A 26,756-nucleotide genomic window follows, 5' to 3' on the forward strand; every position below is an offset into this window, starting at 1 on the left:
AGGCCGTCACCGGGCGGGCAGCAGCGGCAGGAGCTCCTGGTGGTGGCCGGCGCGGCGCAGCACGGGCGAGCCCGGCCCGTCCGGCTCCAGCGCACCGGCCCGCAGCGCGGCCAGGAAGCGCACGACCACGCGCGCCGGCGGCAGGATGTCCTCTCCGCCGAGGTAGGCCAGCACGATCATCTCCTCCCCGCACGCCGCCTCGACCGCGACCGCCCAGCCGTGCACCTCGTCCCAGAGCAGCGCCACGTCGCGATCCGGGAAGCGGCGCAGCCGCCAGTCCACCGCCACGTAGGCCGACACCGGGACGTCGACGTCCACGGTGCAGGACTCCAGGCCGAAGCCGAGTGCGCGCGCCACCTCGCCCAGATACGCGCGCAGCCCGCGCTGGAACCAGAATTCGAGATCGGCGTCGATCAGGCCGGACACCCGTTTCCTTTCGCCACGTTCGACAAGACCGGCAACCGCCGCCACGTCATTGTCTTTCGCCACCGCGACGACTGCCGCGCTTCGTGCGTAGACCGTACCGAGTTCGCCGACTTCGGCCCACCACCGGATTTTCCCCTCCGTGGTCCGTGCAGCCACACGGTCGTCTGCACGTGCAACGGTCCGTTGTGGACGATCGAATCCGCAGGTGACAACGGTTTCCCGCAATTCTCCGAAAACCTGCGGCGGCACTCGGCGGAATGGCGGTTCCCGAAGTTCAGCCGAACGCCGGAATCGGTACCCGGGTCCGTTCCAGATCGGCGAAAAGATCTCCGAGGTCTTCGACGCGCTCCAGGACCTCGCCGGCGGTGAACCTCAGGTGCGTGACGTGGCGGCAGGCGCGGACCTCGTCCCACGTGACCGGGGCCGACACGGTCGGCTCGTCGCGCCCGCGCAGCGAGTACGGCGCCACGGTGGTCTTGAACGGGTTGTTCTGGCTCCAGTCGATGAAGACCTTGCCCGGACGCAGGTTCTTGGTCATCCGCGCCACGACGAGGTCCGGCGTCTCCGCGGCGAGCTGCTCGGCCAGCCCTTTCGCGTACCGCGACGGCTCGCCGCCGTCCGAGGTCACGATCCCCGCGTACAGCTGCATGCCCTTCGAGCCGCTGGTCTTCGCGATCGGGGTGAGCCCGTCCGCGGCCAGGACGTCGTGGAGCCGTTCGGCGACCCGGCAGCAGTCGACCACCGTCGCGCCGGGGCCGGGGTCGAGGTCGAACACCAGCCGGTCCGGGGTGCCGCGCTCGCCGTCCGCACCGACGGTCCACTGGTGGACGTGCAGTTCGAGCGCCGCGAGGTTGGCCGCCCACACGAGCTCGGGCAGGTCGTTGATCAGCGGGTAGGAGATGATTTCGGCGTCCTTGCCGCGGCCGCCGACGGCCAGGCGCGCGGTGCGGACCCAGTCCGGGGCGTGGCGGGAAACGTCCTTCTCGAAGAACGAGCCACCGGCGACGCCGTCGGGGAACCGCACGAACGTCATCGCCCGGTCGCGGATGTGCGGCAGCAGCACCGGCGCGATCCGCGTGTAGTAGTCGAGCACCTCGCCCTTGGTGAAGCCGTGCCGCGGGTAGAGCACCTTCTCGAGGTTCGAGAGCGTCAGCTGCCGCTCGCCGACCCGCACCGTGATCCGGCTCCCCGCCACGGCCCCCACGTTACCGCGGCCGGGCGTGCCCGGAGACCACCCGCTCGACGAACCGCTCGGCGACCTCGCGCAGCTTGGTGTTCTCCCGCTGCGACTGCTCCACCAGGATGGCGAAGGCGTCGTCGGCGCCGACCTGGCGGATCGCCATCAGCATGCCCTTGGCCTGGTCGATGACCGCGCGCGACGTCAGCGCCGTCCGGAGCTGCTCGGCCGTCTCCCTGGCCCGCAGGTACCGGTGGTACACGCGGAGGATCGCCTCCACCGCGGCCGTGTAGAGCTCGAGCAGCTGCGCTTCGACCTCCTCGAAGCCGCCGTCCTGCCGTCCGTAGCAGTTGACCGCGCCGGAGAACTGCTCGTCGGCGGCCAGTGGCGCGGCGAGGAAGCTGCGGAAGCCCGCTTCCCGGGCGTCCTGGGCAAAGCCCGGCCAGCGCCCGAGCGCGTCGGACACGGTGGTGCGGACGATCTTGCCGCCGCGGATCGCCTCCAGGCAGGGGCCGTCGCCGATCCGGTACTGCTCGCCGTCGAGGTCGCCCACGACGGCGCTCGTCGCGGTCGCCGTGTGCGGCACCTTTCCGGTCACCAGCGTGACCGATGCCTCGTCGACGCCCGGGACGGCGTGCGGCACCTGCAGGCACACGTGCCGCAGCAACACCCGGAAGTCGTCCTCGTCCCGCAGGACCGCGTTGAGGGCTTCCAGCGCTCCGGTGACTTCGTCGAACAGGGGCGAAGCCGTCGCGGTGGGATCCGTCCGTTCCATTGGTCTGCTCCTCCGCTCGGGGCGCGGGAGTTTCCGGGTACCCGTTTTCCCGCCGGTCATGTCCGCCGGCGGTGACCGGTGCGGGAAGTTCGGAAAGTGGTCATCGGCCGGCGCGGCTGTGGCCGGGCCCTCGCCGGGCCGGGCTCACTCCGCTACGGGCACGCACTCGGCGAGCAGGCCGACGACGTCGCGCCAGGCTCGCTGCGCGTGCCGGGGGTGGTGGCCCACGCCGGGGAGGAGGATCTGGTCGCCTCCCACCGGCGGGTGGTGGAAGGCGTGCAGCGCACCGCCGTAGATCGTCAGGCGCCAGTCGACACCCGCGGCCTGCATCTCGGCGGCGAACGCGTCGCGTTGGGCCGGTGGCTGGATCGGGTCTTCCGAACCCACCCCCGCCCACACCGGGCAACGGATGCGCGCCGCCTCGCCCGGCCGGCCCGTCATCAACCCGTTGACCGTGCCGATCGCGCGCAGCTCGACCCCGGCGCGGCCGAGCTCCAGCACGATCGCTCCCCCGGTGCCGTAACCGATGCCCGCGATCCGGGCGGGGTCCGTCCGCGGCTCGGCGCGCAGCACGTCGAGCGCCGCGTGGCCGATCTCCCGCAGCCGATCGGGGTCGGCGAGCAGCGGGGTGCACCGCGCCAGCATCTCCTCGGGATCGGTGAACCAGCGCCCGCCGTGGATGTCGAAGGCCAGCGCCACGTACCCCAGCTCGGCCAGCGCATCGGCCCGGCCGCGCTGGAAGTCGTTCAGCCCCGGCCCCTCGGGACCGAGCAGGACCGCGGGCCGGCGGCCGGTACCGGCGGGCAGCGCGAGGTGCCCGGCCATCGTGAGGCCGTCGGCCGGGTACTCGACTGTGCGCGTCGTGATCGTTCCCATGAGAGCGAAGGTACTGATCCCCGAGCGCGCCCGGACCGCTGTTCACCGCGGGCGGAACAGCGCGGGCGCCGCCTCAGCCGTTGCGTGCCACGGCACCGGCGATGAACAGGCTCAAGCCGTTCTGCAGGGCCGGGGCCAGGTCCAGGTGGAGGACGGCCAGGGCCGGGTCCGCCTCGAAGGCGGCGCGCGCACTGGGTGAGGGACGGCAGTGCGTCCACAGCCCGCCGGTCAGGATCATGGCCAGCAGGCACACCGGCGCGGCTTCGTCGCCGACCTCCGGCACGCAGCTGCGGAGCAGCTCGGCCATGGCGTCCAGTCCCGTCAGCGCGGACCGCTTGAACCGCACGACGACGTCGGCGGACACGTTGTGTTCCAGCACCGCCGCCTGCGCGCCGAGCAGGTCGCACAGCACCGTGCGCCGGGCCAGTGAGTGCGCGACGACCGCCGCGAACCGCTCGCCCCGCTCCCGTGCGGGCCGGTCCGGGTCGGCACCCGCGGCCAGCTCGCCTGCCACCTCGGCCAGCCACTCCCGCAGCGCGCCGTCCAGCAGCTCGAGGAGCACCGCCTCGCGGGATTCGAAGTAGCGCAGCACGTTCGACTTGGCCAAGCCGACCCGCCGGCTGAGCTCGTTGAGGCTCATCTCGGCCACCGGCATCTCGTCGAGCATGGCGAGCGCCGTGTCGAGGATGGCGCGACGCCGCTCCTCCCGCTGCTCCGCGCTGCGCGCCCGCTGGAACGTCATGAGCCCAGCCTAACGCTCGGGACGAGAAGTTAAAGACCAGAGGTCTCTTGACATCAGACCGACGGTTCTTTAGCGTCGTCTCATAACAGACCACCGGTCCGCAAGGGCCGCCCCCGAAGGGACCTCCATGAGCAAGAGCTGGACCGACCGCGATGTCCCGAGCCAGCAGGGCCGGGTGGCCGTGATCACCGGAGCCAACACCGGCCTCGGGTTCGACACCGCCAAGGTGCTCGCCGAGCGCGGCGCGAAGGTGGTGCTGGCCGTCCGCGACGTCGAGAAGGGCAAGCAGGCGGCCGCACGGCTGGGCGCCAACGCCGACGTGACCGTGCAGGAGCTGGACCTCGCGTCCCTGGAGTCCGTCCGGGCCGCCTCGGCCGAACTGCACACCGCCCTGCCGAAGATCGACCTCCTGATCAACAACGCCGGCGTCATGTACCCGCCGCGGCAGACCACCCGTGACGGCTTCGAGCTGCAGTTCGGCACCAATCACCTGGGGCACTTCGCGTTCACCGGCCTGCTGCTGGACCTCCTGCTGCCGGTCGAGGGGTCCCGCGTGGTGACGGTCGCCAGCCTCGCCCACCGCATCCGCGCCGCGATCCACTTCGACGACCTGCAGTGGGAGAACTCCTACGATCGCGTCGCGGCCTACGGCCAGGCCAAGCTCGCCAACCTGATGTTCCACTACGAACTGCAACGCCGCCTGGCGCCGCGGGGCACCACCGTCGCCGTCGCCGCCCACCCCGGCGTGGCCCGCACGGAACTGATGCGCAACTCCCCCGCCGTCGCCCGGGTCCTCTTCCCGGCGGTCGCGCCGCTGATCAGCCAAACCTCGGAGAAGGGCGCGCTCCCGATCCTGCGCGCCGCCACCGACCCCGCCGCCCTCGGCGGCCAGTACTACGGCCCCGACGGCCCCGGCGGCTACCGCGGCCGCCCGCAGGTGGTCGCGTCCAGCCCCCAGTCCTACGACGTGGCGGTCCAGCAGCGCCTGTGGGCCGTCTCGGAGGAGCTCACCGCGGTGAAGTTCCACGTCGGCTGACGAACCCGGCAGCAGGGCGGCCACCGGCACCGTGGCCGCCCACAGTACGAATGAACAGCACCCGGCCACGGTTCTCCGACGATTTCCGGAATCTTCGAGAACCGCTCCCGCGATTCCCGTTACGGGCGCCCTTCCCTCGCGTTGTCAACGTTGACGGCCGATCTTGTCCGGACAATTCTTTGTCATAGCGAAGTATTGTGCGGCGCAGTAGCATCTGGCCCGGACACCGCAGGGAAGGTCTGGACCACCCGGCCTCGATCCCTCCGATTGCGGTGTGCCGCAAGGACGAATCCCCCAGTTCGTCACGGACACGAGCACGTCCGGAACACGAGGGAAAGGGACGGAATGCGTAAGACCATCAAGTCACTCGGCGTGCTGGCCGCCGCTGTCGCGCTTCCTCTGACGATGAGCGGTACGGCATGGGCCGACATTCCTTTCGACCAGCCGATCAATGGGCGCGCCACCTACTACAACGACGCAGGTTACGGCGCCTGCGGCACGCAGATCAACGCCGCCACGCAGCTGCTCGCCGCGGCCCCGGCCGCGTACTGGACCACGGCCAACCCGAACAACGACCCGCTGTGCCGGGGCGTGTCCGTCCGCGTGTCGTACAACGGCCGGACCATCACCGTGCCCGTGGTCGACAAGTGCCCGAGCTGCGACAGCGCGCACATCGACCTCAGCGCGCCGGCGTTCGCACAGCTGGCCGATCCCGGCCTGGGCAACATCCCGGTGACCTGGACGTTCGTGCACTCCTGAGACCGGGCCGGTCTCCGGCGCCACTGCCGGAGGCCGGCCTGCACGCATCGTCCACCTCGGCGAGCACCGGAGTAAGTGGTATGAACCAATTCAGGAAGATCGTCGTCCTCGTGGCCGTCGCCCTCGCCGCTGTCGGCGGCCTGGCCGCCCCCGCGACCGCGGCCGGCACCAAGAAAGGGGTCAGTGCGGCCGCCTTTTCCGGCGTGACCACCGCGCTCGGCGACGTCGGCGCCCGGTGGTTCTACACCTGGGCGGCGGACCCCCGGGGCATCACCGCCCCGGCCGGAACGGAGTTCGTCCCGATGATCTGGGGCGCCGGCTCCGTGACCGCGGCGCAGTTGCAGCAGGCGAAAGCGGCCGGCCGCACCCTGCTCGCGTTCAACGAACCGGACCTGGCCGGCCAGGCGAACATGTCCGTCGAGACCGCCCTGAACCTGTGGCCGCAGCTGCAGGCGACGGGCCTGCGCCTCGGCGCGCCGGCGGTGGCGTACGGCGCGGACACCGCCGGCGGCTGGCTCGACCGGTTCCTGAGCGGCGCGGCGGCCCGCGGCTACCGCGTCGACTTCATCCCGCTGCACTGGTACGGCGGCGACTTCTCGACCGCCGCGACCGGGCAGCTGCAGTCCTACCTCCAGGCCGTGTACAACCGTTACCACCTGCCGATCTGGGTCACCGAATACGCGTTGACCGACTTCTCCGGACCCACCCCGCGGTACCCGTCCGCGGCCCAGCAGGCCGACTTCGTCAGCCGGTCCACGGCAATGCTCGACGGATTGCCATTCGTCGAGCGCTACGCCTGGTTCTCGCTGTCGACGTCGACCACCCCGACCGGCCTGTACACGGGAACCACCCCGAACGCCAGTGGCGCCGCCTACCGGGCCGCCGGCTGATCCCTCCCCAGCACGCAACGATCGGAGGTCGAACCCCATGTTTTCCAGGATGTCCAAGCGGCTCTTCGCCGTTGCCGCGGCGATCGTGGCGGCGTTGGCCGTGAGTTCGCCGGCGACGCCCGCCGCGGCGGGGGGCAACCACACCGTCACGTTCGTGAACCGCTCCGGCCAGACCCTCTGGCTGGGCAGCACCGTGAACGCCGACGGGTCGGTCAACTTCGCGAACCTGCCGACGCTGGCGAACGGGCAGTCGGCGACCGTGACGATCCCGGAGACGGCGGCCCCCGGCCACTGGCGCGGGAAGTTCTTCGCGCGCCAAGGGTGCACGGGCACGTCCGGCCGGGACTTCCACTGCCTGGTCGCCGACTGCGGCAGCTACGCCGACCACTGCACCACCGGGGAACAGCCGGCCAGCCTGGCCGAGTTCAACTTCGACACCGCCGACGGCCTCGCGCCGTGGTACGACGTCAGCTACGTCAACGCGTTCTCGCTGCCGATCACGATCGAGCCCGTCAACGCCTCTGTGCCACCGGGTTCGGCTTCGTGCGGCACGGCCGGGTGCCCGGAGAACCTGCTGTCCTACTGCCCGGGCGAAGACCGCCGGTACTCCCCGGCCGGCACGCTGATCAACTGCGTCAACCCCAACCGCGACGCGCCCACGAGCTACAGCGATGCGATCAAGTCGCACTGCCCGAAGGCGTACGCGTGGTCCAAACAGGACATCGAGCCAGGCAACCGGACGATGTACCAGTGCGCTTCCTGCACCGGCTTCACGATCACCTTCCACGGCGCGTGACGGCGACTTCGGGACCCGGAAGCTGTACTGACTTCCGTGGGGGTGAGTGACCCCGGCCACCATCGTCAACATCGTCCGGGCGGACCTCGAGCGCCGGTGAGCAGCCGGTCCCGGACGGTGAAGCTCCGCCGGACGCCGCCGCCGATCAGGTAGAGTTCGTCGTCGGCGGCGGGGGCCGCGGCCGGCGTGTGCCGGGGGGTGAGGCGGCGATGTTCGTGCGGGGAAGTACTTCCACGATGCTGGGCCGGGCGGTGCCGTGATCCGGATCCTGCTCGCCGAGGACGTGCACCTGCTGCGCAAGGCACTGGTCGAACTGCTGTCGCTGGAAGCCGATCTCGAGGTGGTGGCGGAGGTGGTTTCCGGTGCCGGGATCGTCCCGGCCGTGCTGCAAGTCCGTCCGGACGTCGCGGTGCTCGACATCGACCTGCCGGAGCGGGACGGGCTGGACGCGGCGGCGGAACTGCAGACGGTCGCGCCGGACTGCCGGGTCCTGATCCTGACCGGGCTGAACAAACCGGGCCAGCTGCGCACGGCGTTGCGGGCGCGGGTGGCCGGGTTCCTCCCCAAGGACGTCGGCCCCGCGGAGCTGGCGCACGCGATCCGGACGGTGGCGGCCGGCGGCCGGGTGCTCGATCCGGCGCTGACGGCGGCCGCGCTGGAAGCGGCGCCGAGCCCGCTGTCCCAGCGGGAGACCCAGGTGCTGCGCATGTCCGCGACGGGCGCGGATCCGCTGGAGATCGCCGGGCGGTTGTTCCTGACGCAGGGCACGGTCCGCAACTACCTCACCTCGGCGCAGGTCAAGCTAGGCGGCCGGAACCGGGTCGACGCCATCCGCATCGCGACGGAGTCGGGCTGGCTCTGACCCGAACTCGGCGACCAGCTCGAACCGGTCGCCGGGCAGGTGCCGCGCGGTGATCCGGCCCCGGCTGCGTTCGGCCAGGCCCGCGAGCCCGGAACCGCCGGTCCCGCGGCCGGTGGAGGCGCCGTCGTTGAGCACGCGCAGCCGGACCGCCCCGCCCGCCGAGGTGATCTCGATGAGGCACGTCCGTGCGGTGCTGTGCCGCAGGACGTTCGTGATCGACTCCCGCAGCGCGGCGGCCAGTTCGGTGTCCAGGTCCGCTCCCCGCGGACCGGTGTCGATCCGGGTCGTCGCCTCGATGCCGGCGGCTGCCAGCACGTCACGGGCGGCGGCGAGTTCCTCCGTCAGCAGCAACCCGATCCGGTCGTTGACGACCGAGCCGAGTTCCGTGACCGCCCGCCGGGCCAGTACCGGCAGCGTGGCGAACTCGGTCCGGGCGCGGACCGGGTCGGTGTCCAGCAGCCGCAGGCACAACTCGCCGTTGAGGGCGAGCGCCGACAAGCTGAACCCCAGGACGTCGTGCAGATCCCGGGCGATCCGGGCGCGTTCCCCCGCGACCGCGGCCTCGGTGAGTTCCCGGCCGGCCTCCTCGAGCAGGACCACCAGATCGGCGAGCCGGGCCAGGCTGTAGGTCAGCCAGGCCAGCACCATCAGCGAGGCGACGTCCCCGCTGGCCTGCACGACGCTTTCGCCCGGCGGCGGCCAGAAGTCCAGCGGGACGCTCGCGGCCAGGACGAGCACTGTGATCACCCATGAGCGCGGCGGGCGGTACCGGAGCAGCGTCACCCCGATGAAGAAGCCCCAGAAGTTGCTGACCGCGGCGAGCCCGAACGTGAAGAAGGCACCGGGCACGACCGGCAGGCTGAGCAGCAGGCACAGCAGCACGTAGGAGGTCCGGCTCGGCGGTCTCAGCACGATGACCGCCGCGGCGAAAAGGACCGGCAAAGCCACGACCAGTGCGGCGGGATCGTCGAAACCCCAGATGATGATCTGGGTCTGCATGGCCAGTTCCGCCAGGAGGACGCCGAGCAGGATTCCGCGGGCGAGCCTCGGCGACTCGATCAGGGGACACGGGGACGGCGTCTCGGTGACGCGGTACGCGCCGGCCGTCGCCCTGATCTCGGCCAAGGTCCGTCGTGCGCTGTCGATGGCGTCCCGCAGACCGGCCCGGATGTCTTCGGGCGTCGCGCACTCCAGCTTTTCCGCGATGGCCAGCAGGCTGTCGCCCACGACGGTCCGCAGTTCGCCGTCCACCCGCAGGCGCTCCCGGATCGTTGCCAGCCGGGCGAGTTCGCTGCGCACGGCCTGCAGTCTGACCACCATGCCGACGAGCGAGGACAGGCCGAAGAAGATCAGCCCGTCGATCGTGGTCGCCAGGCCGCGGTGGATCGCGGTGTTGGCGATGTCGCCGTCCAGGAACCCCGCCGCCACCGTTGCCGCCACGACGAGGCCGAACAACGGCCAGGCCACCCGGCCCGGGAGTACACAGAGGACCGCCACGGCCACCGGCCACGGCAGCCAGGCCCAGTGCATTCCCACGATCGCGAACGGCACCGCGTACAGGATCGTGACCAGGGCCAGCAGCAGGACCCGGCGCCGGGGCCACCCGCTCAGGATCGCGATCAGCGCCGGGTACGGCGCCATGGCGAGGAGCAGGCTCGGCCAGGGCAGGTGAGAGCTCACCCCGTTCTCCAGCCGGATGCAGCAGACGAGGCCGAACGCGACCCACAGCATCCGGCGGGCGAGCCGGACCTGCAGCCGGTCGGCGTCGCCTCGCACCAAGCGAAGGCCACCGCCGAGACGCCGGACCCGTTGCGCGGTCATGAACATTTCACATCTCCCTCGATGATCCACGCACTATCCGGCCGGTGGTCCCGCCTGTGAACCTGCTGCTCACACAACGGGCATCGCGCCGGGAAAGGGGGTTCGGGTGAACAGGCTGGTCGTGGGGATCACCGGCGCCACCGGCATCGCCTACGGGTGCCGGGTGCTGGAACTGGCCCGCAAGGCCGGCGTCGAAACGCACCTGGTGGTCACGGCCGCGGGACAGCAAACCCGCGCGTACGAAACCGATCTGGCCGCGCAGGACCTGGCCGCGCTGGCCGACGTGTCCTACCGGCCCGCCGACATCGGGGCCGCGATCGCGTCGGGCTCGTTCCGCACGGCGGGGATGATCATCGCACCGTGTTCGGTCGGCACGCTGTCCGCCGTCGCCTACAGCACCAGCGACAACCTGCTCACCCGCGCCGCCGACGTGACGCTGAAAGAACGGCGGCGGCTGGTCCTGCTGGTCCGCGAGACACCGCTCACCCTCGGGCACCTGCGCGCGATGACCGCCGTCACCGAGTCCGGCGGGATCGTCATGCCGCCGGTGCCCGCGTTCTACCTGCGCCCCCGGAGCGTCGACGACATCGTCGAGCACACCGCCGGGCGGGCCTTGGACCTCTTGGGCATCGACGTGCCGGATCTGGCGCGCTGGGGCGAATAGAGCCTGATCGTCCAGAAAGGACGCTTTGTGAAACATCTGCGCAGCCTCCGCGAATTCATCGATGCCCTGGACGGCATCGGTGATCTGCAACGGATCGACCAGGAGGTCGACTGGAACCTGGAAGTCGGCGCGATCATCCGCCGGAGCTACGACCTGCGGGCACCCGCACCGCTGTTCACCAACCTCACCGGGTACCAGGACACCGGGTTCGGCCTGCTGGGCGCGCCCGGCGCGCTGTCGGCGTCCGGCCACCCGCTCGCCCGGATCGCGCTCGCGCTTGGCCTGCCCGCCGAAGCCTCCGGGCAGCAGATCATCGAAGTGCTGGTCGCCTCGCGCGATGCCGCGGGGATCCCGCCGGTCGTCGTCGCGCGTGCGGACGCGCCCTGCAAGCAGAACGTCGTCACCGGCGACGACATCGACCTGCTGGCCTTCCCGACCCCGCTGATCCACGGCAACGACGGCGGCCGCTACATCCAGACCTACGGCTTGAACATCGCCAAGACGCCCGACGGCACGTGGACCAACTGGTCGGTCAACCGGATGATGATCGCCGGCAAGGACACCCTCGCCTGCCTGATCCCGCCGCCCCAGCACCTGGGCATCATCCGTGCCCAGTGGACGGAGCGCGGGGAGCACATGCCGATCGCGCTCGCCATCGGCGTCGAGCCCGGCCTGCCGTTCGTCGGCGGCATGCCCATTCCCGAGGGAGCGGACGAAAGCCACTACCTCGGTGCGCTGTTCGGCGAGGGCATCGAGGTCGTCCCCGCCGAAACGGTGGACCTGCTGGTCCCGGCCACCGCCGAAATGGTGATCGAGGGCCACATCCACCTCGACGAGACCGTGCTGGAAGGGCCGATGAACGAGTTCCCGGGCTACAACGCCACGGAGTCCTCGCCCAAGGCGCTCTTCCAGGTCAGTGCGATCACCTACCGGGACAACGCCCTCCAAGCCGTCGTCGCGGCCGGCCCGCCCGTCGAGGAGGACCACACCATCATCGGCACGACCAGTGCCGCCGAGATCCTTTACCAGCTGCGCAAGGCCGGCCTGCCCGCCGCCTCGGCCTGGTACCCCTACGAAGCCGCGGTGCACTGGCTGGTCGTGTCCCTCCGGCAGGACTGGCACCGCACGCTCGGCATTTCCTCCGCCGAGCTGATCGGCAAGATCGCCGACGTCGTCTTCTCCGGCAAGCCCGGGGTCAACGCCCCGAAGATCCTCGTGGTCGAGGACGACATCGACATCACCGATCTCGACGAGGTCGTCTGGGCCTTCGCCACCCGCTCGCACCCGGAACGCGGGGAGTTCCACTTCCCGCACAAGCTCAGCGACCAGCTCGCCGTCTACCTCAGTCCCGAAGAGTCGCACACCTTCATGGCGGGCAAGGTGGTCTACAACTGCCTGCTCGCCGACCTCTACCCGGAAGGCAGCCGGCCCATCAAGGGCAGCTTCGAAAACGGCTGGCCCTCCGAAATCCGGCAGCGCGTCCTCGACAGCTGGCCGGCGTACGGCTACGACGCGTGAAAGCCCGCCCCCACCCGGCCATCGACCAGGAGTGACCATGACCCGCACCACCGCGACCGGCACCATCGAAGTGCACACCTATGAACCCACTCCCTACCTGAAGGGCGCCGACGGCGGACCCGACCTGGTGAAGATCGAGGTCACCGAACAGTTCCGCGGGGACATCGAAGGCGAAGGCGTCGTCCGCTTCCTCCAGACGTCGTTCCCGGACGGGGCCGCGAGCTTCGTGGGGGTCGAGCAGGTGACCGGCTCGATCGGCGGCCGGCACGGCACGTTCGTCCTCCAGGACGCCGGTACCCTGCGGGACTCCGTCGTGAGCGGAACCTGGTTCGTGGTACCGGGTTCCGGTACCGGCGACCTGACCGGCCTGCGGGGCGAGGGCGGGTTCACCGCCAGCCTCGGCCAGAACGCCGAAATCACCTTGGACTACTGGTTCGAATAGCCGGCCGCGGCCCGGCCGGTTCGACGGCCGGGCCGCACCGGGCTCCCCGGAATCAGGGCGGTTCGGCGAGCGAGCGCAGCATCGCCAGCACGGCGGCGGGATCCCCGGCGGGCGCGAAGAACTTTCCGTTGACCCGCTGCACTTCGGCGATCGCCTGCTGGGCGAGCGCGGCACCCCGGGGCGTCACCTGCAGCCGCCGCGCCCGGGTGTCGTCCGGGTCCACCTCCCGGACGATCAGACCCTTCGCCTCCAGTTTGCGCAGGACCTGGGAGGTCATCTTGACGTCGGTACCGGCGTACCGCGCCAGGGCGAGCTGGTTGGGGTCCTCGTCGTCGTGGGTGTTGTGCCACCAGAGATTGGCCAGCAGCACGAACTGCACGTGGGTGAGGTCCAACGGCGCCAGCGCGGCGACGACCACCCGCTGCCAGCGCAGCGTGACGTGCCACAGCAGGAACCCGGCGTTCTCCTGAGGACCGGTCGACACGGCTCAGCCCTGGGCGACCCGGACCAGCGCGGCGAGCACGTCGGGGAAGTCGGCGGTGATCTGCGGGCCGAGTTCCGGCCCGATCCGGTCGGCCGCCGGGCCGACGAACTCCGTGCGGTAGACGATCCGCGTGCCGCCACCGGGCAACGGTTCCAAGCGGTGCACGGTGCGCACGACGAACTCGCCGGCGTCCATCTCGTCGACGAACGACACCCCCGGCTCCACTTCGGCGATCCGCATCGCGATGGGTTCCTCGCCGGGCGGCGTCATCCGGAAGGTGGTCCCGGGTTCGAGCGGACCGTCGACTTCGATCTTCTCGATGCCCTCGTTCCACGCCGGCCACCCCGCGATGTCCGACCAGTAGCGCCACAGCACCGGGGGCGCTACCCCGGTCTCGACCGCGTGCTCGTATTCCCACATGGGTGCGGAGATTATCTCCGCGGAGACCATCGGATCAACACCCCGGCGTCACGAGGTCGTGAACTTCCTGCGGGCGCTCGTCCGGACGGCCGAGCGAGGTGGCGTGATCAGCGCAGCGCGGCCGCCTTGCGCAGCAGCACCGAGCGTTCGCGCAGGTTGGCGCACAGCCGGGCCGCCAGCTCCAGTTCGGCGCGCGCCTCCGCTCGCCGGCCGAGGCGGGCCAGCAGCTCCCCGCGCACCGCCGGGGCCAGGTGCGAACCCGGGAGCCGGTTCGCGGCGACCAGTTCGTCCACAATGGCCAGTGCCGGCTCCGGCCCCGAGGCCATGGCCACGGCGACCGCCCGGTTGAGCTCGACCACCGGTGACGGCGCGACCCGGCCCAGCGCCTCGTAGAGCACCACGATCCGGTCCCAGTCGGTCGCCTCGACCGAGGACGCCGACGCGTGGGCGGCGGCGATCGCGGCCTGCAGGCCATACGGGCCGAGGCCGCGCACCGAGGCCGTGGCCAGCGCGGCCAGGCCCCGGCGGATCGCCGAGAAGTCCCACCGGCGCCGGTCCTGGTCCTCGAGCAGGACCGGCGCACCGTCCGGGCCGGTCCGGGCCGGGAAGCGCGCGGCCGTCAGCTCGCACAACGCGAGCAGGCCGTGCACCTCCGGCTCGTCCGGCAGCAGCGCGGCCAGGGTGCGGGCCAGCCGGATCGCCTCGTACGCCACGTCGGGGCGCAGCAGCCGGTCACCCGACGTCGCCGTCGACCCCTCGGTGAAGATCACGTAGAGGACGCTGAGCACGCCGCCCAGCCGCTCCCGTCGCTCCCCCGCCGCCGGCAGCTCGAACGGCACCCCGGCCGCCGCGATCGTCTTCTTGCCCCGGGTGATGCGGGCCTGCACGGTCGGCACGGGGACGAGGAAAGCGCGGGCGATCTCCTCGCTGGACAGGCCGGCGACCACGCGCAGGGTCAACGCCACCCTGGCCTCGGGCGAGAGCACCGGGTGGCAGCTGACGAACATCAGCGCCAGGACGTCGTCGTCGATCCGGTCGGGGTCGATTTCCCCGGGATCGAGTTCGCCGGGGCCGGTTTCCCCGTCGGCCGCCAGCAGGGCGTAGCGGTCCTGGAGGGCGGCCCGGCGGCGGATCGCGTCGATGGCCCGCCGCCGGGCCGTGGCCTTCAGCCAGCCGACCGGGTTGGCCGGCGGCGAGAGCGGCCACGACACAAGTGCCTCCGCCACCGCCTCCTGGGCCGCGTCCTCGGCCAGCCCGAAATCGCCGGTGAACCGGGTCAGCGCGGCGACGATCCGCGCCGACTCGATCCGCCAGACAGCCTCCACGTCGGCGGCGTCCATCAGCTTCGACCGCCGCTCGCGGATCCGGCTCGTTCTCCGGCGATCACGCGCCGGCCTGCGGGGCCTCGTCGCTGCCCGGCACCCGCCGGACCTCGACCTTGGCCCCGGGAGCCGCCGGGACGCGCTTGGCCCACTCGATCGCCTCCTGCTTCGAGGCGACGTCGACGAGGAAGAACCCCCCGAACAGTTCCTTGGTCTCCCCGTACGGCCCGTCCGTGACCACCGGGGTCTCGCCGCTGAAGTCGACCACGACGCCCTGGCCCGGATCGTCCAGCCCCTCGGCCGCGACGTAGACGCCGGCCTTGAACAGGTCCTCGATGAACTGGCGGCTCGTGGCCATCATCTCGTCGATGTTCGCCATCATGGCCGCGTTCGACTCGTCCGTGCCCCGCATGATCAGCATGTACTTCGACATCGCGTTCTCCTCATCCCGCGGGGCCGCCTCTCGGCCTCGCACCCCCTTGTCGAACGAGCGGCCCGCGGATCAACACGAACCCGGAAGAATTTTGCCGGGACGCAAAGTACCGCGCCCGCCGCGCTCGGCCGCCCAGCCCGTCCCGCACCGCCACCGCCCTCGCCGGCTGAACGCGTGCCCGCGCCGATCCGGCGCCGGACCGTGTCACGGTCGTGATCACCGCACTGCAGGCTGGACCAGGTGCGAACTGGGGGCTTCCTGCGCTGGCTGGCGCATCCGCTGACGGTCGGTGCCACGGCGGTCTTGCTGCTCAACGATCACGTGCTCAAACAGGCGTGGCCGGGACTCGTCACCGGCAAGCTCAGCGACGTCGCCGGGCTGGTGGCGGCACCGCCGGTGCTCGGGCTGCTGCTCGGCCTGGTACTGGCCGACCGGGTCGGTGCCGCGGTGGCGGTGCTGTCCACCGGGGCAGGGTTCGTGGTGGTCAAGCTGACCGCGGTGGGCGCCGAGGTGGCCTCGGCGGCTTGGTCGGCGGTCAACGGGCCGTCGGTCGTCCTGGCCGATCCGAGCGACCTGGTCGCCCTGCCCGCGCTGGGTCTTTCCTGGTGGATCTGGCGCCGGGTGGCGGCGGCGCCACCGCTGCCGGACGGCCAGGCCTTGCGGCTGCGCGTGATCGTCGCGGCGCCGTTCGCGGTGCTGGCGATCACCGCGACGTCGGCGCCCTCCGAAACACTCCCGTCGGTCGACTCCGTGCGAAGCGAAGGCTCGCAGGTGGTGATCGAGGCGAACGGGCTGATCTACGGCTCCGCCTCGGGCGTCGGCGACTGGACGCTCCTGGCCAAGGCGCCGGTGCCCGAGCCGCCGACGTACGAGCAGCCACCGAAGCGCACGCCGCAGGTCGAAGCCTGCGTGCCCCAGGCTGTCGCGCACTGCTACCGGGTGCACGGTGGCGGTGAACTCGACTATGCGGACCCGGTGCCGCGCGGTGGTCGCCTGCTCGGCGTCGACGAGACGATCGACGCCGGCCTGACCTGGCACACCGCCTGGGAGGTGCCCGCCGCCCGGTGGCCGTTCGTCCTGCGCCAGCACCCGTTTCCCGGTGCGGTGACTCGAGTGTCCCAGGTGGCCAGTGTGGAAGTCCTGGTCCGCACCGTCCCGGGTGGACACGAGGTGACCGTGGCCAACGGGGTGGAAGGGCTCGCCGTCCGCAGCGTCGACGGTGTCTGGCGGCGGGTCCCGGTCGTGATCGCCGAAACCGGGCTGGACATCCGGCCGGTGCCGCTCACCGGGTTCGGCCGGGCGATCGGGAACGAAGTCGACACCGCCGGTCTGCTCACCCTGCTCGCGTTGCTGATCGGGACGTCGGTGGCGGCCGCCCGGGTTCGTGCCCGGCTCGGACGCGGGCTCGCCGCCGTGGCCCCGTTCGGCGTGCTCCTCTTCCTGGCCCTTCCGATCTCGGGCGCGGTGGGGTTGTTCGTGTGGGACGGCGGGATATCGACCGGCCCCCGGTTGGTGATCACCTTGTGCCTGATCGGCATCGGGACCGGTCTCCTGCTGGCGCAACGGGTGCTGGGCCCCGCGCGCCTGGTGGTCGCGGCCGCCGCCGTCCTGACCGGGCTGGCGTACGTCGGACCCATGCTGGGCTGGACCGTGGGCTACCCCCAGGAGCGTGGGCCGGCCGTCGGCCTCGGGCTGATCCTCGCCGCGGTGTGCCTGCCGGTGGTCGTCGCGGCCGGTTGGTGGGCCGGTGGGCGTGGCCCTGCGGATCGGGGGGATACGATCCTGCCGATGCCCTGGCCGTAGCGCGAAGGCAGGCGCCACCGGCTGCGGATCCGGCCGGGACCGCAGGAGGGGGACCGCGTGATCACCGAAGCCGAAATCGCCGCGTTCCACGAAACTGTCGCGCGGCTGCGGGAACTGCCGGTGGACGACCCGGTGCGGTCGAAGGCCGAGCGGGTGGCGGAGTCGTTCGCCCGCGAGGGCCGGCAGCGACGCAAGAAGGCGCGGGCGACCGAAGGCGCCGAGGCGGACGCGGCGGTCGACGCGGCGACGGCGACGGGGGCCCTGGACCGGCGCGAAGACGCGCCGCTGCGCCCGGCCGCGGAAGCGGTGCCCCGTCCGTTGGCCCGGACCAGGCGCTGCTACGTCTGCAAGGAGCCTTACCAGCTCGCGGACGCGTTCTACCACCGGCTCTGCCCCTCCTGCGCACGGGAGAACGCCGAACGCCGAAGCGCGAGCACGGATCTGACGGGACGCCGTGCGCTGCTCACCGGGGGGCGGGTGAAGATCGGTTTCCAGCTGGCGCTGATGCTGCTCCGGGACGGAGCCGAACTGCTGGTCACGACCCGCTTTCCGCGCGACGCCCAGCGGCGCTTCGCGGCGGTGCCGGGCAGTGCGCGGTGGCTGGACCGGCTGACGGTGGTGGGCATCGACCTGCGTGATCCCCGTCAGGTACTCGGCTTCGCCGAGTCGCTGCGCGCGGACGGCAGGCCGCTCGACATCCTGATCAACAACGCGGCCCAGACCGTGCGACGGCCACCCGAGTCCTACGCGGCGCTGATCGGCGGCGAGACCGGCGCGCTGCCGTCGAACGCCGTGCTGGCGCCCGGATTCAGTCCCGTGCCGGCCTTGGGGCAGAGCCGCGGCGCACTGGCCCTCGCCGAGATCGACGAGGCGGGGCTGCTGCCGGACACCGCCCCGGTCAACTCGTGGTCGGTCCGCGTGGGTGAACTCGACGCGGCCGAGGCGCTGGAGACGCAGCTGATCAACGCGCTGGCGCCGACCCTGCTCTGCGACCGGCTGCTGCCGCTGTTGCTGGCCTCACCGCACCCACGCCGCTACGTCGTCAACGTGACCGCCGTCGAGGGCCGGTTCGCCGTGCGGAACAAGACTCCCGGCCATCCGCACACGAACATGGCCAAGGCGGCACTCAACATGCTGACCCGCACCAGCGGGCCCGAACTCGCGGAACGCGGTGTCCACATGTGCTCGGTCGACACCGGGTGGATCACCGACGAGAACCCGATGCCGAAGAAGGCCAGGATCGCCGGGCGCGGCTTCCGCACGCCACTGGACATCGTGGACGGTGCGGCGAGGGTGTACGACCCGATCGTGCGGGGCGAGCGGGGAGCGCCGAGCGCGGGCGTGTTCCTCAAGGACTACCGCGAGGCGGCGTGGTGAGCCGGCTCGAACCCCGCTGGTGATCGAGCATCCCCGCTGGGTACCATCCGTGCCGACGGGTCGTAGCGCAGAGGCAGTCGCGCTTCCTCCTCAAGGGAGACCACGCTGGTTCGAATCCAGCCGCCCGTCACCTCACCTGCCCCGCGCGATGGCGCCGCAGGTGGCGAGCAGCTCGGGCACCGTTCCGGCGAAGGTCGGCAACCGCTCCTCGAACACCGTCCACGCGTCCGAATTCGCCCCCAGCTCGGCGTCCACCAGCGGCTTCAGCAGCGCGGCGGCCTCGCTCACGCGGTGCGGGAACAACTGGGTGCCGAGGTGCAGCACGGCCAGCACGTTCACGGGCGGGCGGCCGGACTCGACGTAGTCCCGGAATTCGAAGATACCCGCCTTGTGGAGCCGTTTCGTGAACCTCGGGTACGAGCCGAACTGCGTGCGCAGCTCCGGCGGGCAGTCGATCCGCTCGGCCAACGCCCAGCGCGCGTAGCCGGGCAACGGCTCCGCCCGATCCGCCTCGGCGACCGCGGCCCAGTCGGGCCTGCTGACGGCCCGCGCCGCCCGCCGGGCCGGCCGCATCGTCCGTGCCTCGCGCAGCGCGCCGATCAGTCCGAGCGGGCTGACCCGGATCTCCGGTTCCGCGTGCGAGCAGTTCCACCGCTCGCAGTCCAGTTCCACCTGCACCGGCAGCGGTCCGGTGGCGGCGCCGAACGGCAGGCCGCGCAAGATGTCGCGCAGGAGCGGAGGGTCCGCGCGGTTGAGGTGGAACGCCAGGCGATTCGTGGCGGGATCGTCTCGCTCGAGCATCCACAGCAGCACCGACTTGGGCGCGCCGAAAGAACTGAGCTCCCACGCGGCGCGCTCGTCGGTGAGCAGCTTCGGCCGGACCATCCGGAGCCGTCGCTGCACCCGGGCCGCATCCCACCGCCCGATCAGCGAAAGCAGGAAATGCGTCCCCGGTGCGGTGTCCCCACTGATCACGGCAGCGAGTATCGCAGAACGCCCGGCGGGACGACGTCAGTTCCCATCGATGTCCGCGTAGAAGGACCGGAGCGCGGCCGCGAGCCGGTCGGGGGCTTCCATGGCGACGTAGTGGCCGATCCCGTCGATCCGTACCGCGGTCACGTTCGTGGCGACCTGCCGCAACGTCGTGGAGGTGCGGTCCGAGAAACCCGCCACCGCGAGCACGGGCATGTCGAGCTTCCGGGTCGCGAGCGTGCGGAGTTCTTCCCCCTCCGAGAGAAAGGACCGGTACAGCCCGGCGGCCCCCGCGAACGCCCCGGGTCGCGCGTAGGAACGGACGAGCTCGTCGATGTCGGCGTCGGTGAACGCGTCCGGGCGCGCGGCGAGTGACGGGATCGCGTAGTCGGCGAGGAACTCGCGCTCGCGTCCGGCGAGCAGCATCTCCGGGATGCCGGGAGCGGCGAGAACGCCGATGTGCCAAGCGCCACCGCTGGCAACGTCGGCGAGCAGCTCGGCGCCGAATCCCGGGAGAGCGGTCTCGATCCCGGTGTAACTGCGGACGAGTTCGGGGCGGGTGGCGGCGAGCCGGAACGTCGTGGGGCCACTGATGTCCTGGCCGGTGAGGTGGACGGGGCCGACGTCCAGGCGGGCGATCAGGTCGCCGAGGTCTCCCGCCGCGGTCGCGCTGTCGTGCTCGCGAGTGGCGATGGCGGAGTCGCCGAATCCGCGCAGGTCCACGGCGAACACCCGGTGGTGCTCGCTGAGCAGGGGGATCAGCTTGTGGAAGACCCACCACGTCTCCGGGAAGCCGTGCACGAGCAGGACGGGAGACCCGGTGGTGCCGGCGGCCACGTAGTGCAGCTCTGTCCCGTTGAGACGGACCCGGCGGTGGTCGGCACCGGGGATGGTGGCGGCGAGGCGGTTCATGAGGCTCCTTCCAGCAGATGGACAAGTAACTTGTCGAAGCCTAGAGGATAGACAAGTGCCTTGTCCACTTTGGGGGGCCTCGTATGATCGTCCCCATGGCGCAGTCCAGCGGTGCCGAGCTCGCGCTTCTGCTGCTCGGCGGGTTCCACTCCATGGTCGACGAGGTCAACGTGGAGCTCGCGAAGCGCGGCCACGAAGGGGTCCGCCCGGTGCACGAGTTCGCCCTGCGCGCCGTGGACGCGGGTGCGGACACCGCCTCCGAGCTCGGTCGCCGGCTGTCGGTCACCAAGCAGGCGGCCGCGCAGACCATCGCCGTCCTGGAGGGGTTCGGCTACGTCGACCGCGAGCCCGACCCGGGCGACGCGCGCCGCAAGCGGGTGCGGGTCACGCCGCGAGGCCACGAGCTGATGACCGTCGGCGGTGCGCTGTTCGACGACGTGCGCAGCCGCTGGGCCGCCCGGATCGGCCCCGAGCAGCTCGAAACCCTGGAAGCCCACCTGGCCCGGCTCACCGAGCGCCGCTCATTCACCGCCGAAGACCTGCAGGACTGATCCGGCTGCCGCGGTCACCGGCCGCACGCCACCTGAGCCGGGTACAGCCGGCACGCCCGCAGGGGGTCGGCCGACGACACCGCGGGCAGCGCGTCGCCGTCGAAGTCGAACTGCGTCAGGTTGTCGTTCGGGGTGCCCTCCCCCGGGGTCCAGCCGACCCCGGGGATCCATTCGGGCTGCCAGTAGAACAACCCGAGCCCCCGCCCGCCCGGCACCGCGGCGAGGATGGACGTCAGGTCGGAGACGAACGCGAGCTGCCCGCCGGGAGTGGCCGGGTAGCCGGGCAGCAGCTGGGATTCCTGCCACATGAAGTTGCCCGTCGAGTCCCCGTCGGCCAGCGTCCACGCGTACTGCGTTTCGGCCAGCGCCACCTGCTTGCCGTAGCGGGTGGCGAGATCGTCGAGATTCGCGCGCAGCTGGGAAACGGTTCCGTGCCAGAACGGGTAATAGGACAATCCGATGACGTCGAAGGGCACGCGCTGGGCCACTACGTTGTCGAAGAACCTGCGGCTGGATTCGTTGTCGCCGCCCTGGTCGAAGTGGAGCTGGATCAGCGGCGTCGGCCCGGCCGCGTCGGCGGCCCCCGCCGCACCCGCGCGCAGAAGCGTGCCGAGCGCGTCCCAGCCCGCACCGGTGGACCAATCCACCTTGCCGGCAGGCCACAACATCCCGTTGCGGATCTCGTTGCCGATCGCCACCATGCTCGCCGGGGTGTGCTGCGCCGCCAGCGCGTTCAGCGTGTCCCGCGTGAAGTTCCGGACCGTCGTGGCGAGAGCCGGCAGGTCCTGCCCCTGCCAGGCGCGGGGTGTCGCTTGACCTTGCGGGTCGGCCCAGAAGTCCGAGTAGTGGAAGTCGAGCAGGATCCGCATGCCCGCCGTCTTGGCCCGTTTCGCCATCGCGAGCACCGAAGGCAGATCGCTGTAGCCGCCGGGCGGGTCGTTCCACAACCGCAGCCGGACATAGTTGGCGCCGTGCGCGGCGAGGATCTCCTCCGGCAGCCGCGCCACGCCCCGGTCGCGGAAGACGTTGTGCACCGCCGATTCCTGGACGGCGAACGACAGGTCGTCGCCGAGCACCATCCCGCGGGCCGACCGAGCCAGCACCCGTACGGCCGACAGACAGGGACTTCCCGGCGCCGAGCCGGTCACGGTCGCGCGAACGTAGCGCACCGGCGTGGGGAGGCGGGCACTCAGCCAGGTCGGTACGCCGGCCGCGACGTTCGACGCCGTCGCTGCCGGACGGAGGTTCCCCGGCTTGGGCCCCGTCTCCAGGCGGACGTCGCCGGGACCGGCTCCCAGCAGGGTGAGCCCGAACCCTTCGATCGCTTGCGGCCGACCGAGATCGATCGTGATCGCACCGCCCGGCCCGGTGGGGCACCAGGTCGTGGCACCGTCCCCGTCCACGGCCAGTGCGGCCCGGTGGCCGGGTTGCTCCGTGTCGGCGGTGGCGGTGGCGGTCACCGCGACGTCGACCAGCGGAGCGGCCGCCGGTCCCCACGACGCCGCGGCGGCGCCGCCCGGAAGCAGGCAGCCGGCGACGGCGAGGATCGCCGACCCCAGTACCCCGGCCGACCGCAGGTGGCGCGCGTTCGGCGAGCGGGGTGCGGCGTACCCGGGCATGGGCGCTCCTCGGGTCGTGGCGCCCTCCGGCGCCGGAGCACAAGGAGTGGATGGTGGCAGTCGCGGGCTTTTGGTGTCAATGAAAGTTCATTCCCGGTCGGCGTTCGGGCACCAGCGGAAGGCCGCACCGGTTATTCGACGGTTTCGACCCCGAGGAGGGGAAACGTGTTCAATTCTGACCGTTCTTGACCGTTTCGCTTCGCCGTTCTGGTTTGCCGCAGCCGCATCTGTTACGAGTATCCCGGAGACGCATCCGCCGATGCGCGCGACGGCTGGAAAGGGGCGAGACGATGAGGTCACGAAACCACACCGCGAGCCGTGGAGTGCTTTACGCAGTGTTCAAGGTGTTGTCGGTGTTCGTGCTCGCCGCAACGATGCTGACCGTCGGCCCGAACCAGGCCGGGGCGTCCACCGCCGGGTTCAAGGGCGTCAACTGGGCCGACACCAGGGACAACTTCGTCAACGGCGTGCTGTACGTGTCCGGGCTCGGCGCGTCGGACACGTACTCCACGGCCGCCGCCTCGGCGAACCAGGTCGTCGGCCAGCTCTACTCGATCACCGGCGCCGACACGGTCCGGATGCCGATCAACGAGCCGACGGTTTCCGGCTACTGGGGCACCTACACCGGGGCGATCGACACGGCGCTGAGCAAGGGCAAGGTGATCCTGGCTTACTGGGCGTACAGCGGCGGAAAGCCGTCGAGCACGACGGGGTTCCAGCAGATGTGGGACAAGGTGGTCGCGAAGTACGGCAGCAACCCGAACGCCTACTTCGAAGTCATCAACGAGCCGTACTCCTACAGCACCGCCGACCTGCGCACCTTCTACAACGACTGGCTGAACCGGTACCCCGGCGTGCCGCGCGGCCGGGTGATCCTCGACGGCACCGGCTACGCGCAGAACGTCTCCGCGGTCGGCGGCGACAGCCGTCTCGACGGCACGCTCCTGGCCGTGCACGACTACTCGTTCTTCGCCGGCTACGAGAGCGAAACCGAGTGGGCCAACCACATCGGCGGCTACATCGGCGGGTACGCCGACCGCACCATCGCCACCGAGTGGGGCGGCCCGATGTCGGCGGGCAGCAAGAACGGCGTCCAGTACGGCCCCATCGATTACAGCGTCCCGAGCGGCTCGTTCTTCGCCGACTACATCCGGGGAGTCAGCAGCAAGCTCCGCAGCCTCGGCATGGGCAGCGTGTACTGGCCGGGTCTGCGCGACGGCGACTGGTACAGCCTGACCACCAAGACCGGCACCGGCTCGGGCATCAAGCTGACGCTGTCCAACGCCAGCGGGCTGACCCGGCTGCAGTACGCGTGGGGAATCGGCAGCGGGGGCGGTGCCTACGCCCGGATCGTCAACGCCGCGACCGGTCTGTACGTCGACGGGCTGGGCCGGACCACCGCCGGTTCCAGTGCCGGCCAGGCCGGCGCCGACGGCAGCGCCGACCAGCAGTGGAGTGTCGAGAACTCCGGGAACTACGTGCGCATCAAGAACCGCGCCACCGGCCTCTACCTCGACGGCGCGGGCCGCACCACGAACGGGGCCGCGGTGGGCCAGTACGCCGGCAGCAGCAGCACCAGCCAGCAGTGGTCCGTGCTGACCGACGCGAACAACGTGCGGATCAAGAACCGCGCGACCGGTGAGTACCTCGACAGCCTGGGCCGCACCAGCAACGGCGCCGACGTCGGCCAGTACGCCGACAGCAGCAGCACCAACCAGCGGTGGCGCATCGTCGCCGCCGGCTGACGACCGTCCCCGGGCCCCGGATCGGAGCGATACCACGCCGTCGGCATCGCTCCGGTCCGGCGGCCGGGCCGGAGCCGAGACGGCGCTCACGGCGGATTTTCGGCCGGATCCGGAAGCCCTGGTGCGGCACGCAGGGCCTGCGGTGACCGCACACCAGCCACCAGCGCGTACATCCGGTGGTCCATCGCCCGGGCCGCGGCGTGCAGGTCCAGGCGCCGCTCCCGTCCCTCCGTGGACAACGCCGACACGGCGTAGACGTCCGCGCCCCGCTCGGCCGCGTCACGGGCGTGCGCGGGAACCGCGGCGTCGTAACAGACCGCCGGCGCGATCGGCCAGCCGTCGATGACCAGCGGTCGCGCGGAGACGCCCGGCTGGAACAGGTCCCGCCCGTGCAGGTAGCGCTTGCCTGCCACCTCGAGCGTGCCGTCCGGTGCCGGCGCGACCGACGGCGGCAGCCGATCACCGCCGGGCCCCCGCCACGCCGCACCGACGACGGTCGTCACCCCGTGGGCGCGGCTCGCCTCGCGGACGACGTCCAGCCGTGAGTCCTCGGCGGTCACCCAGCACGCCGGATCGCCGAGACCGTCCAAGTCGTACCCGGTCGACGACAGTTCGGGAACAGCGGCAGCCTCGCACCCGAGCCGGCCGCGGCGGCAACGGTCATGGCCGCACGACGCGCGTTCTCCGCGACGTCGCCGGGTACGGGCGCGTGCTGCGCGATGGCGACTGTCAGCGTGTCGGAGTCCACGGCAAGGCCTTGGCCAAACCGCGGCTGATCATGTAGCCGATGGCCAGGAAAGTGATGTAGCGCAGTGCTTGTTCGGCGTTGAACGGGTCACCGCCGGTGGTGGCGTCGCCGTCGACCGTCACCGCCGTGATCACGATGGCGACTACACCGGCCAGGAAAACGAAGAACTCGGTGGTTTGAATGCGGGTTTCGTCTCCGGCCCGGTGGTGTGCTCCGAAGCCGCCACCCCGAGGTCTCCCGTCTGCCGGCCTGCCGGGGCGGCCACGTTCGGGGGAACGGGCTGTCCGGGAACGGGGTCCGGCCGGGCGTGCTGCGGTGGTCATGGTGCTCCCTTCGGCCGGATGCCGATCACCCCGCTCGTCTTCGCCGGCAGACACCCGGGATGCCCACCGGCAAACGCGGGGCCGAATGGAGCAGCCGGGCGCGGTCAGTCCGGCGGCTCCGACGCGGCGGTGCCCGGCAGCGACGACGGCGGATCGTCTCGCGTGAACCGCGCCACGTCGACGTCCAGATCCGGCACGGGCGCCGTGCCGGGCGAGACCGGCGGGTCGGGGTTGACCTCTTTGATGTCCTTGTCAGCCATGGTGGGTCTGTACCCGGGCCGGCGGCGTCCATGCCACGCTCCATGGGGTGCAGACCGTTTGTGGGCCACACAGCCGGTTACGTGCGAGGGATCCGGCGTGAGGAGGCACGCGTGGACGAGCCCGAGGCGCCCCCGCAGGTCCCGCGGTGGTCCGCGGAGGTGGTGCGGACGGACCGGTGGGCGGTCGGCGTCGTGACCGGCGACCTGGACACGAGCGGCTGTCCGGGGTTCGCCGATCGGCTGCTGCGGCTGACCGGCGGCCTCCGGATCCGGTGGTCGACCTCAGTCAGGGTCCGGTTGCTCGCCGGATCCGGGGTCCGCGAGCTGCAGGCACTGGCCTACACCATCGCCGGTACCGGCAAGCGCCGGCACGTCAGCCCAGCCCGGCGGCACCTCGGTCACCGGCTTTCGAGCATGATGGTCGGGGAGGACACCGGCGCCGAAGACTGCCGTCCGAAGCCGCGGTGACCATGAGCTGACGTGGAGGTGGCGGTCATGAGCACTTCATCCGGACCGGGGCGTCTCGGGCTCGTGCGCACGCGCGGCGAATCCGGTGTAGTGGTCCTCGTCCTGTCCGGCGAGCTGGACGCGGGCACGGCGTCGAAGCTGGTGCACGCCGTCGCGCAAATCCTCGCCACCGAGCCCGAGGCGCTGGTTCTCGACCTGTCCGAACTGGCTTTCCTGTCCGTCGCCGGGATCAGGGCGATCCACGCCGCGCACGATGCCGCCGGCGCCGCGCGGCTGCGCGTGGTGACCGGCGAGCGTCCCCTCGTCCGTGAGTTCCTGCGCGCCACCCGCTTCGACGCGGTGCTCGACTGCTACCGCACCCGGCGCGGGGCAGAAGCCACCGACAGCCGTGCCCAGTTCGTCAGCCACGCCCGCGCCTCCTGGGAGACGAGCTGAGGGCGGAACGGGGACGTCGGCTGCAGGCAGCAGCGGCACGATCCTGGCCAAGGCCTTGTCTGTCAGTTCACCACGTCCGACCACGTCACATCATCTGCAC

General features: G+C 71.4%; 29 protein-coding genes, 1 tRNA gene and 1 pseudogene. 15 read left to right on the forward strand and 16 right to left on the reverse strand.

Annotated features, from left to right (window positions below; genetic code table 11):
• Positions 1-6: 6 nt before the first annotated feature.
• From AB0F15_RS24165 to AB0F15_RS24185, 5 genes are all read right to left on the reverse strand, one after another.
• Positions 7-426 carry a DUF6292 family protein gene (locus tag AB0F15_RS24165; protein ID WP_360274279.1) on the reverse strand — a complete coding sequence of 140 codons (420 nt, stop codon included), beginning with the start codon at positions 424-426 and terminating at the stop codon, positions 7-9.
• 274 nt (positions 427-700) lie between these two features.
• A complete protein-coding gene (gene ligD / locus AB0F15_RS24170) occupies positions 701-1,621 on the reverse strand; it encodes a non-homologous end-joining DNA ligase (RefSeq protein ID WP_360274282.1) in 921 nt (306 codons plus the stop codon).
• 10 nt (positions 1,622-1,631) lie between these two features.
• Positions 1,632-2,378 (reverse strand): GAF and ANTAR domain-containing protein, encoded by a 747-nt coding sequence (locus AB0F15_RS24175; protein WP_360274285.1) that lies wholly within the window; start codon positions 2,376-2,378, stop codon positions 1,632-1,634.
• 144 nt (positions 2,379-2,522) lie between these two features.
• On the reverse strand, positions 2,523-3,254 hold the full coding sequence (locus AB0F15_RS24180) for a dienelactone hydrolase family protein (protein WP_360274288.1): 732 nt from the start codon (positions 3,252-3,254) through the stop codon (positions 2,523-2,525).
• A gap of 73 nt (positions 3,255-3,327) precedes the next feature.
• Entirely contained in the window at positions 3,328-3,996 is a 669-nt protein-coding gene (locus tag AB0F15_RS24185) for a TetR family transcriptional regulator (RefSeq protein ID WP_360274291.1), read from the reverse strand.
• Positions 3,997-4,123: 127 nt separating this feature from the next.
• Between AB0F15_RS24185 and AB0F15_RS24190 the strand changes: the two genes are divergently transcribed.
• The 5 genes from AB0F15_RS24190 (at position 4,124) to AB0F15_RS24210 (ending at position 8,339) form a co-directional block, all read left to right on the forward strand.
• The gene (locus AB0F15_RS24190) at positions 4,124-5,032 is read left to right on the forward strand and encodes an SDR family NAD(P)-dependent oxidoreductase (protein WP_360274294.1); all 909 of its coding nucleotides are present in this window, start codon (positions 4,124-4,126) and stop codon (positions 5,030-5,032) included.
• Between the two features lie 345 nt (positions 5,033-5,377).
• On the forward strand, positions 5,378-5,791 hold the full coding sequence (locus AB0F15_RS24195; protein ID WP_360274297.1) for a cysteine/serine endopeptidase inhibitor: 414 nt from the start codon (positions 5,378-5,380) through the stop codon (positions 5,789-5,791).
• 80 nt (positions 5,792-5,871) lie between these two features.
• Positions 5,872-6,681, forward strand: coding sequence for a glycoside hydrolase family protein (locus AB0F15_RS24200; RefSeq protein ID WP_360274300.1), 810 nt, complete (start codon positions 5,872-5,874; stop codon positions 6,679-6,681).
• A gap of 49 nt (positions 6,682-6,730) precedes the next feature.
• Positions 6,731-7,477, forward strand: coding sequence for a thaumatin family protein (locus AB0F15_RS24205; protein WP_360274303.1), 747 nt, complete (start codon positions 6,731-6,733; stop codon positions 7,475-7,477).
• Positions 7,478-7,733: 256 nt separating this feature from the next.
• The gene (locus AB0F15_RS24210; protein WP_360274306.1) at positions 7,734-8,339 is read left to right on the forward strand and encodes a response regulator transcription factor; all 606 of its coding nucleotides are present in this window, start codon (positions 7,734-7,736) and stop codon (positions 8,337-8,339) included.
• Here the strand turns inward: AB0F15_RS24210 and AB0F15_RS24215 are convergent.
• Positions 8,280-10,160, reverse strand: a complete 1,881-nt coding sequence (locus AB0F15_RS24215) for a histidine kinase (protein WP_360274309.1) — start codon at positions 10,158-10,160, stop codon at positions 8,280-8,282. The two genes, AB0F15_RS24210 and AB0F15_RS24215, sit on opposite strands and share 60 nt — an antisense overlap.
• Before the next feature lie 106 nt (positions 10,161-10,266).
• Between AB0F15_RS24215 and AB0F15_RS24220 the strand changes: the two genes are divergently transcribed.
• The 3 genes from AB0F15_RS24220 to AB0F15_RS24230 are packed head-to-tail and all read left to right on the forward strand — an operon-like array spanning position 10,267 to position 12,784.
• A complete protein-coding gene (locus tag AB0F15_RS24220) occupies positions 10,267-10,824 on the forward strand; it encodes a UbiX family flavin prenyltransferase (protein WP_360274312.1) in 558 nt (185 codons plus the stop codon).
• A 27-nt stretch (positions 10,825-10,851) separates the two neighbouring features.
• Positions 10,852-12,342 (forward strand): UbiD family decarboxylase, encoded by a 1,491-nt coding sequence (locus tag AB0F15_RS24225; protein WP_360274315.1) that lies wholly within the window; start codon positions 10,852-10,854, stop codon positions 12,340-12,342.
• Positions 12,343-12,379: 37 nt separating this feature from the next.
• A complete protein-coding gene (locus AB0F15_RS24230) occupies positions 12,380-12,784 on the forward strand; it encodes a DUF3224 domain-containing protein (RefSeq protein ID WP_360274318.1) in 405 nt (134 codons plus the stop codon).
• Between the two features lie 52 nt (positions 12,785-12,836).
• Here AB0F15_RS24230 and AB0F15_RS24235 read toward each other — a convergent pair whose 3' ends face one another.
• From AB0F15_RS24235 to AB0F15_RS24250, 4 genes are all read right to left on the reverse strand, one after another.
• Positions 12,837-13,268: a MarR family transcriptional regulator gene (locus AB0F15_RS24235; protein WP_360274320.1), complete on the reverse strand. Its 432-nt coding sequence runs from the start codon at positions 13,266-13,268 to the stop codon at positions 12,837-12,839.
• Positions 13,269-13,271: 3 nt separating this feature from the next.
• Positions 13,272-13,688: an SRPBCC family protein gene (locus tag AB0F15_RS24240; RefSeq protein WP_360274323.1), complete on the reverse strand. Its 417-nt coding sequence runs from the start codon at positions 13,686-13,688 to the stop codon at positions 13,272-13,274.
• A 107-nt stretch (positions 13,689-13,795) separates the two neighbouring features.
• Entirely contained in the window at positions 13,796-15,028 is a 1,233-nt protein-coding gene (locus AB0F15_RS24245) for a DUF6596 domain-containing protein (protein WP_360274326.1), read from the reverse strand.
• A gap of 43 nt (positions 15,029-15,071) precedes the next feature.
• On the reverse strand, positions 15,072-15,443 hold the full coding sequence (locus AB0F15_RS24250; protein WP_360274329.1) for a YciI family protein: 372 nt from the start codon (positions 15,441-15,443) through the stop codon (positions 15,072-15,074).
• Positions 15,444-15,683: 240 nt separating this feature from the next.
• On the opposite strand from AB0F15_RS24250, the gene AB0F15_RS24255 reads away from it, so the two are divergent.
• From AB0F15_RS24255 to AB0F15_RS24265, 3 genes are all read left to right on the forward strand, one after another.
• Positions 15,684-17,246 carry a hypothetical protein gene (locus AB0F15_RS24255; protein ID WP_360274332.1) on the forward strand — a complete coding sequence of 521 codons (1,563 nt, stop codon included), beginning with the start codon at positions 15,684-15,686 and terminating at the stop codon, positions 17,244-17,246.
• Positions 17,247-17,303: 57 nt separating this feature from the next.
• Positions 17,304-18,623 (forward strand): SDR family NAD(P)-dependent oxidoreductase, encoded by a 1,320-nt coding sequence (locus AB0F15_RS24260; protein ID WP_360274335.1) that lies wholly within the window; start codon positions 17,304-17,306, stop codon positions 18,621-18,623.
• 54 nt (positions 18,624-18,677) lie between these two features.
• Positions 18,678-18,753: transfer RNA gene (locus AB0F15_RS24265), tRNA-Glu, on the forward strand.
• A gap of 2 nt (positions 18,754-18,755) precedes the next feature.
• On the opposite strand, the gene AB0F15_RS24270 is transcribed toward AB0F15_RS24265, so the two are convergent.
• Together AB0F15_RS24270 and AB0F15_RS24275 are read right to left on the reverse strand one after the other, a co-directional pair.
• Complete coding sequence (locus tag AB0F15_RS24270) at positions 18,756-19,598, reverse strand: hypothetical protein (RefSeq protein ID WP_360274338.1); 843 nt, start codon at positions 19,596-19,598, stop codon at positions 18,756-18,758.
• 36 nt (positions 19,599-19,634) lie between these two features.
• Positions 19,635-20,507, reverse strand: a complete 873-nt coding sequence (locus AB0F15_RS24275; RefSeq protein ID WP_360274341.1) for an alpha/beta hydrolase — start codon at positions 20,505-20,507, stop codon at positions 19,635-19,637.
• A gap of 95 nt (positions 20,508-20,602) precedes the next feature.
• Here AB0F15_RS24275 and AB0F15_RS24280 point away from each other — a divergent pair, with 95 nt between their 5' ends.
• Positions 20,603-21,058: a MarR family transcriptional regulator gene (locus tag AB0F15_RS24280; RefSeq protein ID WP_360274344.1), complete on the forward strand. Its 456-nt coding sequence runs from the start codon at positions 20,603-20,605 to the stop codon at positions 21,056-21,058.
• A gap of 14 nt (positions 21,059-21,072) precedes the next feature.
• Here the strand turns inward: AB0F15_RS24280 and AB0F15_RS24285 are convergent, their stop codons facing one another.
• Positions 21,073-22,677, reverse strand: a complete 1,605-nt coding sequence (locus AB0F15_RS24285; RefSeq protein WP_360274347.1) for a glycosyl hydrolase 53 family protein — start codon at positions 22,675-22,677, stop codon at positions 21,073-21,075.
• Positions 22,678-23,012: 335 nt separating this feature from the next.
• Here AB0F15_RS24285 and AB0F15_RS24290 point away from each other — a divergent pair, with 335 nt between their 5' ends.
• Positions 23,013-24,422: an RICIN domain-containing protein gene (locus tag AB0F15_RS24290; protein WP_360274350.1), complete on the forward strand. Its 1,410-nt coding sequence runs from the start codon at positions 23,013-23,015 to the stop codon at positions 24,420-24,422.
• Positions 24,423-24,508: 86 nt separating this feature from the next.
• Here AB0F15_RS24290 and AB0F15_RS24295 read toward each other — a convergent pair.
• The 3 genes and pseudogenes from AB0F15_RS24295 to AB0F15_RS24305 all read right to left on the reverse strand — a co-directional run.
• Positions 24,509-25,051 (reverse strand): annotated as a pseudogene (locus AB0F15_RS24295) (carbon-nitrogen hydrolase family protein); the annotation flags it as partial.
• A 100-nt stretch (positions 25,052-25,151) separates the two neighbouring features.
• Positions 25,152-25,304, reverse strand: a complete 153-nt coding sequence (locus AB0F15_RS24300) for a hypothetical protein (protein WP_360274353.1) — start codon at positions 25,302-25,304, stop codon at positions 25,152-25,154.
• Positions 25,305-25,597: 293 nt separating this feature from the next.
• Positions 25,598-25,753, reverse strand: a complete 156-nt coding sequence (locus AB0F15_RS24305) for a hypothetical protein (protein ID WP_360274356.1) — start codon at positions 25,751-25,753, stop codon at positions 25,598-25,600.
• 111 nt (positions 25,754-25,864) lie between these two features.
• Between AB0F15_RS24305 and AB0F15_RS24310 the strand changes: the two genes are divergently transcribed.
• Both AB0F15_RS24310 and AB0F15_RS24315 read left to right on the forward strand, forming a co-directional pair.
• Positions 25,865-26,221, forward strand: coding sequence for a hypothetical protein (locus tag AB0F15_RS24310; RefSeq protein ID WP_360274359.1), 357 nt, complete (start codon positions 25,865-25,867; stop codon positions 26,219-26,221).
• Positions 26,222-26,248: 27 nt separating this feature from the next.
• Positions 26,249-26,656, forward strand: a complete 408-nt coding sequence (locus tag AB0F15_RS24315; RefSeq protein WP_360274362.1) for an STAS domain-containing protein — start codon at positions 26,249-26,251, stop codon at positions 26,654-26,656.
• Positions 26,657-26,756 lie beyond the last annotated feature (100 nt).

Source organism: Amycolatopsis sp. NPDC026612 (genome assembly GCF_040638285.1).
Taxonomy (GTDB): domain Bacteria; phylum Actinomycetota; class Actinomycetes; order Mycobacteriales; family Pseudonocardiaceae; genus Amycolatopsis.